Below are 12,817 nucleotides of genomic sequence, written 5' to 3'. Positions count from 1 at the left end.
CTTTCCACGCTCAGCGACTCCCAAGAACGGGCAACAAGCGCTATATAAATGTCTCGAATTCCGGGCACAGTGAGAGGATCCAGCCATGCCTGGAACCAATCTGACGCGCGCCGAAGCCACCGCTAGGGCCGCACTACTCGACGTCCTCTCGTACGACATCGATCTCGACCTCACCACGGGTGCTGAGACCTTCGGTTCGACGACGACGATCACCTTCACCTCCACCGAGGCCGGCGCCTCGACCTTCGCCGATCTGGTCGGCGCGACGGTCCACCAGATCACGCTCAACGGCGTGGCGCTCGACCCCGCGGTGGCGTACCAGGACTCTCGGATTCAGCTCGACGGCCTCGCGGCCGAGAACGTGCTCGTCGTCAAGGCCGACTGCGCCTACTCCCACACCGGCGAGGGGCTGCACCGCTTCGTCGACCCCGCCGACGACCGCGTCTACCTCTACTCCCAGTTCGAGGTCCCCGACGCGCGCCGCGTCTACACCACCTTCGAGCAGCCCGACCTCAAGTCCGTCTTCACCTTCCACGTGACCGCTCCCGAGGGCTGGAAGGTCGTCTCCAACGCGGTCACGCCCGAGCCGAAGCCGCTGGGCGACGGGCGCGCGACCTGGGACTTCGAGCCCACCAAGAAGATGTCGACCTACATCACCGCGCTGATCGCCGGTGAGTACCACGAGGTCCAGGACGTCTACGAGGGCAAGTTCGGCACGATCCCGCTGGGTCACTACTGCCGCCAGTCGCTGGTCCCCCACCTCGACCGCGACGAGGTCGTGAAGATCACCAAGCAGGGCTTCGAGTTCTTCGAGGACGCCTTCGACTTCCCCTACCCCTTCGGGAAGTACGACCAGCTCTACGTGCCCGAGTACAACATGGGAGCGATGGAGAACGCCGGCGCCGTGACGCTGCGCGACGAGTACCTGCCGCGTTCCAAGCAGCCGCGCTCCTTCTACGACTTCCGCGCCTCGGTGATCCTCCACGAGATGGCGCACATGTGGTTCGGCGACCTGGTCACCATGAAGTGGTGGGACGACTTGTGGCTCAACGAGTCGTTCGCCGAGTGGGCCTGCTACCACGCCCAGGCGAACGCGACCGAGTTCACCGACGCTTGGACCGGCTTCACCAACGCCCGCAAGCAGACCGGCTACCGCCAGGACCAGCTGCCGACGACGCACCCGATCGCCGCGGACAACTACGACCTGCAGGCCGTCGAGGTCAACTTCGACATGATCACCTACGCCAAGGGCGCCTCCGTCCTGAAGCAGCTCGTGGCGTGGGTCGGGCTGGAGCCGTTCCTGGAGGGGCTGAAGGCCTACTTCAAGGAGTTCGCCTACGGGAACTCCGAGTTCAAGGACCTGCTGCGCCACCTCGAGGCCGCCTCCGGGCGTGAGCTCCAGGGCTGGGCCCAGGAGTGGCTGCAGACCGCCGGCGTCAACACGCTCGCTCCCGAGTTCACCCTCGCCGAGGACGGTGCCTACGCCTCCTTCGCGGTTCGCCAGTCGGCGGCCGCCGACTACCCGACGCTGCGCCGCCACCGCATCGGCCTCGGCCTCTACGACCTGGTCGACGGCTCGCTCGTGCGCCGCGACGCGTTCGAGATCGACGTCACCGGTGAGCTGACCGCGGTTCCGCAGCTCGAGGGCGTCAAGCAGCCCGACCTGCTGCTGCTGAACGAGGGCGACCTGACGTACGCCAAGATCCGTCTCGACGAGCGTTCGCTGGCCACCGCGCTGTCGTCGCTGTCCGCGCTGGGCGACTCGCTCTCGCGCGCGCTGATCTGGGGTGCGGCCTGGGACATGACCCGCGACGCGGAGATGCGGGCGAGCGACTTCGTCGAGCTCGTGCTCGCCAACATCGGCCAGGAGACCGACGCCTGGGGCGTCACCCGGATCCCGGTCTTCGCCGCGCAGGCGGTGGGCTCGTTCTCGGCTCCGGCCAACCGCGACGCCCTCAAGGCGCGCTGGGAGACCGGTCTCCGGGAGCTGCTGGAGGCCGCCGCGCCGAGCAGCGACCACCAGCTGACCTTCGCCCGGACGTACGCTGCCGCAGCCCGCTCCGAGGCCGCGATCGCCGACCTCAAGGGTCTCCTCTCCGGCGACCTGGCCTTCGGCGGTCTCGACATCGACCAGGACCTGCGCTGGGCGCTCGTCACCGGCCTAGCCGCCTCGGGCACCTTCGGTGAGGCCGAGATCGCCGCCGAGCTCGAGCGCGACAACACCATCTCCGGCCAGGAGAAGGCAGCCGCCGCTCGCGCCGCGCAGCCGACCACCGAGGCCAAGGAAGCCGCCTGGGAGTCGGTCGTCGTCCGCACCGACGTGGCCAACGAGACCGCCCGCTCGATCGTGCTCTCGTTCCAGCGTGGCGGGCAGGACGAGGTGCTGGCGCCCTTCGTCGACCGCTACTTCGAGGCCGCCGACACGCTCTGGGAGCACCTCGGCACCCACCGCGCCTCGACGGTGCTGGAGTTCATCTTCCCGAAGCCGGCCGCCTCCCCCGAACTCCTGGAGAAGGCCGACAAGTGGCTCGAGACCTCCCCCGCCGAGCCCGCCGCCAAGCGGTACGTCCGCGAGGGACGTGACGAGGTCGCCCGCGCCCTCGCCGCCCAGGAGCGCGACGCGCAGTAGCACCACACGCGAAAGGGCCCCGGAAGCACCTGCTTCCGGGGCCCTTCGTATTGCTCGAAAACCAAGAATGGAAGGGAGATCTCCCCTTCCACTAACAACTTTATAGCGCATATAGGGGCTTGCCGCAAGACCCCCGGCTTGGGGCAGAATCTCCTCCTCGAACAGGTAAAACGCCTGATCAGACAGGGGATTCAACGTTGCAAGCATTCGATCTCGCGGGCCGTCACGACGCCAAGGCGGACCCGGCATTGATCGCCGAGGACGAGCAGCACTTCGCTGCCATCGCGAAGAGCCTCGAGGAGCAGATCTCCGAGCTGAACGAACGGCTGGACGACGTACGCCGCCGCCCGGGTGGGCATGGGCAGGAGGCGATGGACCGCGATCTGGAGGTGCACCGGATCGGTGGGCAGCTGCGGATGCTGCGCAGGTTCAGTCTGGACCTGTGCCTGGGGCGGATCGTGACGGAGTCGGGCAGCACCATCTACATCGGGCGGCTCGGCTTGACCGCGAGCGACGGGCAGCGGCTGCTGGTCGACTGGCGCTCGCCGGCGGCGGAGCCGTTCTTCGCGGCCACGCATGGCGACCCGCATGGGCTGCTGAGCCGGCGCCGCTACCGCTGGACCAACGGGCGGATCACCGACTACTGGGACGAGGTCTTCACCGCCGAAGGGCTCGAGGGGCACGCCGCTCTCGATGACCAGTCGGCCTTCATCGCCACGCTCGGCAGCAGCCGCTCGCCACGGATGCGCGACGTGCTCGGCACCATCCAGGCCGATCAGGACGCCATCGTCCGAGCGTCCTCGCGGGGCGCCTTGGTCGTCGACGGCGGTCCGGGGACTGGCAAGACCGTGGTGGCACTGCACCGCACGGCGTACCTCCTCTACTCCGACCCGCGTCTGGGCGAGGGCAAGGGTGGGGTGCTGTTCGTGGGGCCGCACGAGCCCTACCTCTCCTACGTCGCGGACGTGCTGCCGAGCCTGGGCGAGGAGGGCGTACGCACCACCACGCTGCGCCGGATGGTGCCCGAGGGTGCCTCGCTGGTGCCGGAGCCGAACAAGGAGGTCGCCCGGCTCAAGGCCGACGCCCGGATGGTGGCGGCGATCGAGCCGGCGGTGGCGCTCTACGAGAAGCCTCCGTCGAAGCCGACCCTGGTCGAGACGCCCTACGGCGACGCGGTGATCAGCACCGGCGACTGGGCCGAGGCGATCGCCGCGGCCGGGCAGGGTACGCCGCACAACGACGCCCGCGACCAGGTCTGGGAGGCGCTGCTGAGGATCGTGACCGAAAGGATCCAGGAGAACACCGGCGCCGACCCCGACCGCGACTACGACGCCGACGCCGACCCTTCGACAAGCTCAGGACATCGCCTCGACGACTGGGGCGACTCGGACCAGGAGGAGGAAGAGTTCGACGCGTACGGCCTCGTCGACGAGGACTCGACCGACGCCCTGCGTGCCTCGCTGGAGACCAACGCCGGACTGCTCGACGTCTTCGGCGAGGTCTGGCCGCGGCTGCGGCCGGCCGACATCGTCGGGGACCTGTGGGAGGTGCCGGCGTTCCTGCGGATGTGCGCGCCCTGGCTCGCTCCCGAGGAGGTCAAGACGCTGCAGCGTCAGGATCCCCAGGCATGGACCGAGGCGGACCTGCCGCTGCTCGACGCCGCCCACCGCCGGCTCGGCGACCCCGACGCCTCGCGGCGCCGGAGCGCCCAGAAGGCAGCGGCGGCCGCCGATCGGAAGGCGAAGGCAGCGGTCGTCTCAGACCTGATCAGCCACGACGACTCCGACATGAAGGTGATGTCGATGCTGCGCGGCCAGGACCTGCGCACCGCGCTCCTCGACGACTCGGTGCGGGAACCGGAGGAGCTCGACCCGTACGCCGGCCCGTTCGCGCACATCGTCGTCGACGAGGCGCAGGAGCTGACCGACGCCGAGTGGCAGATGCTGATCAGCCGCTGCCCCTCGCGCAGCTTCACGATCGTCGGCGACCGCGCCCAGGCGCGGCACGGGTTCACCGAGTCGTGGCAGGAGCGGCTCGAGCGCGTCGGCCTGGACCGGATCGAGATGGCCGGCCTGAGCATCAACTACCGCACGCCCGAGGAGGTGATGACCGAGGCCGAGCCGGTCATCCGCGCAGCACTTCCCGACGCCAACGTGCCCACGTCGATCCGTGCCTCCGGCATCCCGGTCGTCCACGGATCCGTCGCGGATCTCGATGTGATCCTGGACACCTGGCTCGCCGAGAACGAGGAGGGTGTCGCCTGTGTGATCGCCGCCGGCTCGAAGGACGTCAACGAAGGCCGCGTACGCCGCCTCTCCCCCGTGCACGCCAAGGGGCTCGAGTTCGACCTGGTCGTTCTCACCGACCCCGAGACGTACGGGACCGGGATCGAGGGTGCCGTGGACCGCTACGTCGCGATGACGCGGGCGACCCAGCAACTGGCCATTCTCGGCTGACCGAACCGAAGGGTCAGTGCGTCGCAGCGGGGAGGTTGTCGTCCTCGGCCTTGTGGGGCTTGGGAAGCAGCCCCTCGCCGCGGAACACGCCCGGCAGGAGCACCAGGAGGGAGATGACCACCATCAGGATCACCGGGATGAGCAGGATGAGCAGGAGCAGACCGGAGGCTGTCATCTCCTCGGCGACCGGCCAGCCGTTGGGAACCTCGGCGCTGGCGGGGCCGGCGGTAGCAACAGAGGCGACGACGGCGGCGGAGGCGGAGGCGCCGAGGAGGCCGGCGCGGCGCAGGATCTGGTTGCTCACGGGGCAGATACTAACCGGCGTACGTCCTGGTTCTCATCTCTGCCCCTCGTCGCCGCGGCGGAAGTCGATGCCCTGCCAGGGATTGGCCGTCGACCTTGAACGGCTTGGATACTGGAACCCATGTCCATCCCCCCGAACCCCCCACTGATCTCGGTCTCCTGGTCGACGCTCGGCGAATGGGTGATCGGCATCCCCTTGCGTATCGCCGGCCTGATCCTGCTGGCGATCGTGCTCCGCTGGATCCTGCACCGGGTGATCGACAAGGTCGTCGTCCGCGCCGTGGAAGCCCCCGGGCTGAGCGGCAAGATCACGAAGATGGCCGACGGAGGCGAGGCCAGCGTCGCTTCGTCGCGCCGCAGTCAGCGCGCCCAGGCGATCGGCTCGCTGTTCAAGAGCGTCGTCACCGGCGTCATGGTCGCGATCTTCGCCACCATGATCCTGGACCAGCTCGGCATCAACATCGCCCCGATCATCGCCTCGGCCGGGATCGTCGGTCTGGCGCTCGGCTTCGGCGCCCAGTCGCTGGTGCGGGACTACCTGTCCGGCATCTTCATGATCATCGAGGACCAGTACGGCGTCGGTGACAGCATCGAGGTCAACAACATCAGCGGCACCGTCGAGGCCGTGACGCTGCGGATCACCCGGCTGCGCTCGCTCGACGGCACGGTCTGGTACATCCCCAACGGCGAGATCCTCACCGTCGGCAACCACAGTCAGAACTGGGCCCGCGCCGTCATCGATGTCGGCGTCGGATACAACGAGGACCTCAACAAGGTGCAGCGAGTGCTGCGCGAGGTCTCCCACGACCTGTGGGTCGACGAGGACTTCAAGGGCCAGATCATCGAGGAGCCCGAGGTCACCGGCGTCGAGGCGCTGGCCGCCGACGCCATCACCGTGCGGGTGCTCATCAAGACCCTCCCGCTCAAGCAGTGGGGGATCGCGCGCGAGATGCGCCAGCGGATCAAGGCGCGCCTCGACTACGAGGGCATCGAGATGCCGTTCCCGCAGCGGGTCATCTGGCACCGCGAGGAGAAGGCCGCCGCCGAAGAGGAGCAGACGGCCAAGGCCTGAGCCCCGCTGGTCGAGCCCCTGACCCCGCTGGTCGAGCCGCCGGAGCCGCTAGGCGGAGGCGTGTCGAGACCAACACGGCCCGTCGAGCGCCGACGGACCGTGTTGGTTTCGACACCGGCTCGCTGGCGCTCGCCGGGCTCAACCAGCGGCGGTTGATCAGGCGAGGGCGGCGTCGAGGGTAATGGTGGTGCCGGTGAGCGCCTGGCTGACCGGGCAGCCGGCCTTGGCCGCCTCAGCGAGGCTGACGAAGGCGTCGTTGTCGAGGCCCTCGACCACACCGCGCGTGGTCAGCTTGATGCCGGTGATGCCCTTGCCGGGGGTGAACTCGACCTCGGCGCTGGTCTGCAGGCTGGTCGGCGGGGTGCCGTTCTCGGCCAGACCGTTGGAGAAGGCCATCGAGAAGCAGGAGGAGTGGGCGGCGGCGATGAGCTCCTCGGGGCTGGTCTTGCCGCCGGGCGCCTCCGTGCGGGCCGGCCACGAGACGTCGTAGGTCCCCAGGCCCGAGGAGTCCAGCGTCACCTTGCCGGCGCCCTCGAAGAGCGAGCCCTCCCAGACGGTGGTGGCGGTGCGGGTGGTGGCCATCGTTATCTCCCAAAGTTCGTGTGAATGCGTACGCCCCCGATCCTGCCACGGCAGGCGAGCGCGGACCCGCGTGGAAGAATGGCTCAGTGACGTTTTATGAGGAGATCGGCGGGATGGACACCATCCGCACGATCGTGGCCAAGTTCTACGAGGGCGTGGCGACCGACGAGCTGATGCGGCCGATGTACCCCGAGGAGGATCTCGGTCCGGCGCAGGAGCGGCTGACGCTCTTCCTGGCTCAGTACTGGGGCGGCCCGACGACCTACTCCGAGCAGCGCGGCCACCCGCGGCTGCGGATGCGTCACGCCCCGTTCGAGGTCACCTCGGAGGCTCGTGACCGCTGGCTCCAGCACTTCCGCGAGGGCCTCGACGCCGCCGGGCTGACCCCGGAGCAGGATGCGCAGTTCTGGGCGTACGCCGAGCACGCGGCCAACTTCATGATCAACACTCCCAGCTGACCCTCCGGCGGGGCCCGCTCGCCCCGCCCGCGCGTGCCGTGCCTCTAGAGTGGCGCCCGTGTCGATGAGCTCCCCTATCCGTCGGGCGCGCCGTCCACGACCGCTGCTGCGCCATCCGGGCCAGGTGGTCGTCGCCGGGTTCGCGATCGCGATCCTGATCGGCACGCTGCTCCTGATGCTTCCGGTGGCCCGCACGGAGCCCGGCCACGCACCGTTCCTGACCGCGTTGTTCACCTCTACCAGCGCGGTCTGCGTCACCGGGCTGGTCGTGGTCGACACCCCGACCTACTGGTCGACGTTCGGCGAAGTCACGATCCTCGGGCTGATCCAGGTCGGCGGGATCGGGATCATGACTCTCGCCTCGTTGCTGGCGCTGATCGTCTTCCGCCGCCTCGGGCTGCGCTTTCGGCTCACCGCCGCGGTGGAGCACACCAGCTCGGGACTCGGCGACGTACGCAGCGTGGTCAAAGGCGTGGTCGGGATCAGCCTGGTCATCGAGCTGATCATCGCGATCCCGCTGACGCTGCGGTTCTGGCTCGGTTACGGCTCCTCCCTCGAGCGGGCCGCCTACGACGGTGTCTTCCACTCGATCTCCGCCTTCAACAACGCCGGCTTCGCGCTGCGGTCGGACAACCTGATGGGCTACGTCGACGATCCCTGGATCTGTCTGCCCATCGTCGTCGCCGTGATCGCCGGCGGCCTCGGGTTCCCGGTGTGGCTGGAGCTGTTGCAGCGTACGAAGGTACGGATGTGGAGCCTCCACACGAAGATGACCGTCACGGGCACCATCGGCCTGCTGCTCATCGGCACCGTGTTCTTCATCGCCACGGAGTGGCGCAACCCGGACACCCTCGGGGCCCTGAGCGCACCCGGGAAGGTGCTGGCCGGCTTCTTCCAGAGCACCATGACGCGTACGGCCGGGTTCAACAGCCTCGACTACGAGCAGATGCACGAAGGAACGCTGCTCGGCGTGGACGTGCTGATGCTCATCGGCGGTGGGTCGGCAGGCACCGCGGGCGGCCTCAAGGTCACCACCTTCATGCTGCTCTTCTTCGTCATCCTCGCCGAGGTGCGCGGCCAGGCCGAGGTGGAGGCGTTCGACCGGCGCATCGACCCACGCGCCATCCGTCAGGCGCTCACGGTCGCGCTGCTCTCGGTCGGCTTCGTGGTCTCCGGCACCATCGCCCTGCTCCATCTGGTCGAGGCACCCACCCATCAGGTGCTCTTCGAGGCGGTCTCGGCCTTCGCCACGGTGGGCCTGTCGGCCAACCTGACCTACGACGTTCCCTCGGGCGGTCAGCTCGTCCTCATCGCGATGATGTTCGTCGGCAGGATCGGCCCGATCACCCTCGTCTCCGCACTGGCGCTCCGCGACCGCGAGCGCCTCCACCGCTTCCCGGAAGGACGGCCACTCATTGGCTAGGAAAGACACCACCACCCACGGCGGCGTCGCTGTGCTCGGCCTCGGCCGGTTCGGCAGCGCGCTCGCCCTGGAGCTGGTCGAGGAGGGCGAGGAGGTGCTCGCCGCCGACATGAACCCGCGAACGGTGCAGGAGCACGCCGGCCTACTCACCCACGTGGTCGAGGCCGACACCACGAGCGAGGACGCGATGCGGGAGCTCGGCCTGAGCGAGTTCGGCACCGTGGTCGTCAGCATCGGCACCGACATCGAGGCGAGCATCCTCACCGCCTCCGTCGCGGTCCACCTCGGCGTACGCAACGTCTGGGCGAAGGCGATCAGCGCACCTCACGCCCGGATCCTCACCCAGATCGGGGTGCACCGCGTCGTCCGTCCCGAGCACGACATGGGGCAGCGCGTCGCTCACCTGGTCCGAGGGCGGATGCTGGACTACATCGAGTTCGACGACGGGTACGTCTTCGTCAAGACCCGACCGCCGGCAGCGCTGCACAACCGCAGTCTCACCGGCGTCGGGGTCCGCCAGAGCTACGGGGTCACCGTCGTCGGCGTCAAGCCTGCCGGAGGCAGGTTCACCTACACGACGCCCGAGACCGTCATCCGCGCCGACGACGAGATCGTCGTCTCCGGGCCCCAGCACAAGGTCGAGGCATTCGCCCGGCTCTGACGCGTAGAGCTCACGCGCCCGGCTCGAGGGTGTAGCCGACGCCGGGCGTGGTGACCAGGAGGCGCGGATGGGCCGGGTCGTCCTCCAGCTTGCGCCGCAGCTGCGCGGCGTAGACGCGCAGGTAGTGGGTCTCCTTGGCGTACGCCGGCCCCCACACCTCGTTGAGGATCTGCTCACGTGTCACCAACCGGCCCAGGTTGCGGGCCAGGAGCTCCAGGAACGACCACTCGGTCGGGGTGAGGCGTACGTCCTCCCCCGACCTGTGGACCCGCTTGCGTGCGAAGTCGATCTCCAGGTCTCCGACCGTGACGACTGCGGCGGCAGGGGGTGCGGAGTCCTGGGAGCGCCGAACGGCCGCTCGCAGGCGGGCCATCAGCTCGTTCATCGCGAACGGCTTGGTCACGTAGTCGTCGGCGCCGAGGTCGAGCGCCTCGACCTTGTCGTCGCCGTGCTGCCGGGCCGAGAGCACGACCACCGGCACCTGGGTCCAGCCGCGCAATCCCTCGATGACCTCAGTCCCGTCCAGATCGGGCAGACCCAGGTCGAGGAGGACCACGTCGGGGTGGGTCGCGGCGGCCGCGGCGAGACCCGATCGGCCGTCGGCGGCGGTCTCGACCTCCCAACCGGCCGCGCGAAGGTTGATGGCGAGCGCACGCAGCAGCGCGGGCTCGTCGTCGATGACCAGCACCCGGCTCATCTCGCCGTCACTCCTGACCGGGCACGGCGCGGGGCACGGCCAGGACCATCGTCAGTCCGCCGCCGGGGGTGTCCTCGGCGGTGATCCTGACGCCGAGCGTCTCGCTCAGCCCGCGCGCCACGGCCAGGCCGAGGCCCAGTCCGCCCGGCGAGGTGTCGTCGAGACGCTGGAACGGCTCGAACATCCGCTCCCGCTGCGCCGCGGGCACACCGGGGCCACGATCCACGATCATCACCTCCACAGTCTCCGGGGTCACATGGGCGAGGACCCGGACCGGCTCGCCCTTGGACACGCGGACGGCGTTGCCGACCACGTTGGCGACCACCCGCTCCAGCAGGGCCGAGTCGGTGCGTACGAGGGGCGCGTCCTCACCCACCTCCAGAGCGACCGATCCGGGCGGCAGCCCCGCGATGGCGAGCGGCAACGACTCGTCCAGGCTCACGGTGCGGATGACCGGATGGACCAGATCGGCGTCCACCCGGGACAGGTCGAGGAGGTCGTCGATGAGGGACTCGAGCTGCTCGGCGGACCCGGCCGCGGACTCGACCAGCTCCATCCGGTCGGACTCCGGGACCCGCCCACCGAGCAAGCCGTCGAGGGATGCCCGCATGGTGGCCAGCGGCGTACGCAGGTCGTGGGAGACGGCGCGGAGCAGCGAGGTCGAGGTCTGCTCCGCCTTCTCCAGCGCGAGAGCCCGGTCGGCCTGGTCGCGCAGCCGGCGGTACTCGAGCACCAAAGAGGTTTGGACCGCGAACGCGTCCAAGACCCGCTGGTCGGCCGCCCGGAGCGGCTCGCCACGAAGGACGATCACATGGTCGTCGTCGACCCTGACCACCGTGTCGCCCGCCCCGGGCTCTCGCGCCGGGTCTTCGCCGACCGCGGCCAGCGCGTGCCATCCGGTGGCGCTCGAGCTCAACAGCGCGACCGACCGCTGGCCGAAGCTCTCGCGTACGCGATGGACGATCGCCTCAGCGGTGTCCTGACCGGTGAGGACCGACCTCGACAGAGCACTCACCGTCGCTGCCTCTGCCCGCGCCCGCGCTGCCTCCTCGGAGCGCCGGGCCGCCTGGTCGACGACCCCGGCAACCGCCAGCGCCATGGTCAGGAAGACCGCCAGGGCCAGGATGTTGTGCGGGCTCTGCACGACCAGGTCGAAGTACGGCTGGGTGAAGAAGAAGTTCAGCAGGCCCGCACCGATCAAGGCACCTGCTGCCGATGCCCAGCGGCCGCCGATGAGCGCCGCCGCGATGATCGCCCCGGTCATCAGCAGGCTCGCCACGGGCAGCTGGGCGTTGCGGTTCTCAGAGGGCACCAGGTAGAGCCCGCCGAGGACGATGAACGGCAGCGCGATCGCCGCCAGCCAGCCCGCGATGCGCCGGGAGCGGCCCAGCGCGGAGCGCGGCCGCCGCAGACGTACGCCTGCTCCAGCATGCTCATGCGTGACCAGATGTACGTCGATGCTGCCCGCGGCGATGGCGATCCGATCACCCGTGCTGCCCGTGAACAGCCGCCGGACCCGGCCGTGCCGGGAGACTCCGACGATGATCATCGTGGCGTTGGCGCCGACCGCGAAGTCCACGATCGCCGCGGCCGGATCATCGCCGATGACCGTGTGGAACGTGCCTCCCAGCGACCGGGTGAGCTCCTGGCTCTTGGGCACGTCGCTGCCCGCGGGCCGGGCCAGGCCGTCAGCCGAGATCACATGCACGGCCAGCAGCTCGGATCCCTTGGCACGCTGGCACAGCCGTGCCCCACGCCTCAGCAGGGTCTCGGTCTCCGGCCCACCCGTGACCGCGACCACGATGCGCTCCTTGGTGGGCCACGGGTGCGCGATCTGGTGCTCGCGGCGGTAGTCGCCGAGCGCGTCGTCGACCCGGTCCGCGAGCCACAGCAGCGCCAGCTCGCGCAGCGCAGTCAGGTTGCCGACCCGGAAGTAAGAGGTCAGCGAGGCATCGATGGTCTCGGGCTTGTAGACGTTGCCATGAGCCATCCGCCGCCGCAGCGCCTCCGGCGCCATGTCGACCAGATGGATCATGTCTGCGGTCCGCACGAGATCGTCGGGCACGGTCTCCCGCTGGCGTACGGCGGTGATCCGCTCGACCTCGTCGTTGAGGGACTCCAGGTGCTGGATGTTGACGGTGGTGATCACGTCGATCCCGGCCGCGCGGATCTGCTCGACGTCCTGGGCCCGTTTGGTGTGCCGGCTGCCGGGCACGTTGGTGTGGGCGAGCTCGTCGACGCAGACCACCTTCGGGTCACGGGCGATCACCGCCTCCACGTCGAGCTCGGTGAAGGTCGCCCCGCGATAGTCGAGCTCCCGGCGCGGGATCACCTCGAGCCCCTCGATCTGGCGCGCGGTGTTGCTGCGGTCGTGGGTCTCGACGAACCCGACCACCACATCGGTCCCCCGCGCCTGCCGCCGTTGCGCCTCGCCGAGCATGGCGTACGTCTTGCCGACGCCTGGCGCGGCTCCGAGATAGACGGTCAGACGGCCCCGCTTCCGCGGGGACCGTCCGTCCGTTGACGTGGTCTGCAC

The 12,817-nt window shown here is 69.4% G+C and carries 10 protein-coding genes; 6 read left to right on the top strand and 4 right to left on the bottom strand.

The annotated features are described in order from the left end of the window. Window positions 1-85: 85 nt before the first annotated feature. Window positions 86-2,629, top strand: coding sequence for an aminopeptidase N (gene pepN, locus ABZY89_RS10130; protein ID WP_355226786.1), 2,544 nt, complete (start codon window positions 86-88; stop codon window positions 2,627-2,629). A gap of 197 nt (window positions 2,630-2,826) precedes the next feature. Further along, complete coding sequence (gene helR / locus ABZY89_RS10125) at window positions 2,827-5,085, top strand: RNA polymerase recycling motor ATPase HelR (protein WP_355226784.1); 2,259 nt, start codon at window positions 2,827-2,829, stop codon at window positions 5,083-5,085. A 13-nt stretch (window positions 5,086-5,098) separates the two neighbouring features. Here the strand turns inward: helR and ABZY89_RS10120 are convergent, their stop codons facing one another. After that, the gene (locus ABZY89_RS10120; protein WP_160025139.1) at window positions 5,099-5,389 is read right to left on the bottom strand and encodes a hypothetical protein; all 291 of its coding nucleotides are present in this window, start codon (window positions 5,387-5,389) and stop codon (window positions 5,099-5,101) included. Window positions 5,390-5,509: 120 nt separating this feature from the next. Here ABZY89_RS10120 and ABZY89_RS10115 point away from each other — a divergent pair, with 120 nt between their 5' ends. Then, window positions 5,510-6,460, top strand: a complete 951-nt coding sequence (locus tag ABZY89_RS10115; protein WP_355226781.1) for a mechanosensitive ion channel family protein — start codon at window positions 5,510-5,512, stop codon at window positions 6,458-6,460. Between the two features lie 156 nt (window positions 6,461-6,616). On the opposite strand, the gene ABZY89_RS10110 is transcribed toward ABZY89_RS10115, so the two are convergent. Continuing rightward, window positions 6,617-7,042 carry an OsmC family peroxiredoxin gene (locus tag ABZY89_RS10110; RefSeq protein ID WP_355226780.1) on the bottom strand — a complete coding sequence of 142 codons (426 nt, stop codon included), beginning with the start codon at window positions 7,040-7,042 and terminating at the stop codon, window positions 6,617-6,619. 86 nt (window positions 7,043-7,128) lie between these two features. On the opposite strand from ABZY89_RS10110, the gene ABZY89_RS10105 reads away from it, so the two are divergent. From ABZY89_RS10105 to ABZY89_RS10095, 3 genes are all read left to right on the top strand, one after another. Then, on the top strand, window positions 7,129-7,500 hold the full coding sequence (locus tag ABZY89_RS10105) for a globin (protein ID WP_160025142.1): 372 nt from the start codon (window positions 7,129-7,131) through the stop codon (window positions 7,498-7,500). A gap of 64 nt (window positions 7,501-7,564) precedes the next feature. Then, window positions 7,565-8,923, top strand: coding sequence for a potassium transporter TrkG (locus ABZY89_RS10100; protein ID WP_355226827.1), 1,359 nt, complete (start codon window positions 7,565-7,567; stop codon window positions 8,921-8,923). Further along, on the top strand, window positions 8,916-9,584 hold the full coding sequence (locus tag ABZY89_RS10095; protein ID WP_355226778.1) for a TrkA family potassium uptake protein: 669 nt from the start codon (window positions 8,916-8,918) through the stop codon (window positions 9,582-9,584). The genes ABZY89_RS10100 and ABZY89_RS10095 overlap by 8 nt, the downstream gene beginning before the upstream one ends. Before the next feature lie 10 nt (window positions 9,585-9,594). Here ABZY89_RS10095 and ABZY89_RS10090 read toward each other — a convergent pair whose 3' ends face one another. Continuing rightward, window positions 9,595-10,281: a response regulator transcription factor gene (locus tag ABZY89_RS10090; protein ID WP_355226776.1), complete on the bottom strand. Its 687-nt coding sequence runs from the start codon at window positions 10,279-10,281 to the stop codon at window positions 9,595-9,597. 7 nt (window positions 10,282-10,288) lie between these two features. Then, window positions 10,289-12,817: an ATP-binding protein gene (locus tag ABZY89_RS10085; protein WP_355226775.1), complete on the bottom strand. Its 2,529-nt coding sequence runs from the start codon at window positions 12,815-12,817 to the stop codon at window positions 10,289-10,291.

It is taken from the genome of Nocardioides sp. NPDC006303 (assembly GCF_040613175.1).
Lineage (GTDB): Bacteria > Actinomycetota > Actinomycetes > Propionibacteriales > Nocardioidaceae > Nocardioides.
This window is presented reverse-complemented; position numbering and strand designations above follow the sequence as displayed.